General features: G+C 48.0%; 1 protein-coding gene. It reads right to left on the bottom strand.

Features of this window, described 5'->3' with window-relative positions; translation table 11 throughout:
* A partial coding sequence (gene carB / locus A3763_RS21025) for a carbamoyl-phosphate synthase large subunit (protein WP_156495227.1) occupies window positions 1-1345 on the bottom strand: 1345 nt, incomplete at both ends.

Here is a 1345-nt window from a genome sequence, read left to right as displayed (position 1 = left end):
CGTTAAGCAGGCGTGCCACTTCAATTACGCCTTCCTTATCAACTTCTCCCACGCTCAAGAACGCCTTACCGCCGCTCGGCAATACACCACCTGCAGCAATAACTCCTTTAGCAAAGGCTTCATCGAAGGTATCACCGATACCCATAACTTCACCCGTTGACTTCATTTCAGGGCCAAGGATCGGGTCAACAGATGGGAACTTGTTGAACGGGAAAACAGACTCTTTGACACTGAAGTGCTTAGGCACCACTTCCTCGGTAAAGCCCGCCTCTGCCAGGGTTTTACCTGCCATACAACGTGCAGCAACCTTCGCCAATGAAGTGCCAATAGCTTTAGAAACAAACGGTACTGTACGTGATGCTCGAGGGTTAACCTCGATCACGTAAATCAAACCATCCTGATAAGCCAACTGGACGTTCATCAAACCTACAACACCAAGTTCTAGACCCATAGCTTTAACGACTTCCTTCATCTCTTCCTGAACTTCTTGAGACAAGGTATATGGAGGCAATGAACAAGCCGAGTCACCCGAGTGTACACCCGCCTGCTCGATATGCTGCATGATTGAACCAATCACGACATCTTTACCATCACTAATGGCATCAATATCAACCTCAATCGCCGCGTTCAAGAAGTGGTCTAGCAAGACAGGGCTGTCGTTAGATACGCTAACCGCCTCCTTCATGTACTTAACTAGCTCAGCTTCGTTATAGACGATCTCCATTGCACGCCCGCCCAATACATAAGATGGACGAACAACTAGCGGATAACCGATTTCAGTCGCTTTAGTAATCGCTTCTTCATGGCTTCGAACCGTGGCATTTTCTGGCTGACGTAAGCCCAAGCGCTCAATCATTTGCTGGAAGCGCTCACGATCTTCTGCACGGTCGATTGCATCTGGGCTAGTACCAATAATTGGCACTCCAGCTTCTTCTAAACCACGCGCAAGCTTAAGTGGCGTCTGACCGCCATAATGCACAATCACGCCCTTTGGCTTCTCTAGCTGAACGATTTCTAATACGTCTTCCAGGGTAATTGACTCAAAGTACAAACGGTCTGAAGTATCGTAATCCGTTGAAACCGTCTCTGGGTTACAGTTGATCATGATGGTCTCGTAACCGTCTTCACGCATGGCAAAGGCAGCATGAACACAGCAGTAATCGAACTCAATACCCTGGCCAATACGGTTAGGGCCACCACCGATAACAATGATCTTTTCTTTGTCAGTAACCTGAGACTCACACTCTTCTTCATAGGTTGAGTACATGTAAGCCGTGTTCGATGAGAATTCTGCAGCACAGGTATCAACACGCTTATAGACAGGGCGAATATCGAAGCCCTGACG

Source organism: Oleiphilus sp. HI0128, from assembly GCF_001635365.1.
This window is presented reverse-complemented; position numbering and strand designations above follow the sequence as displayed.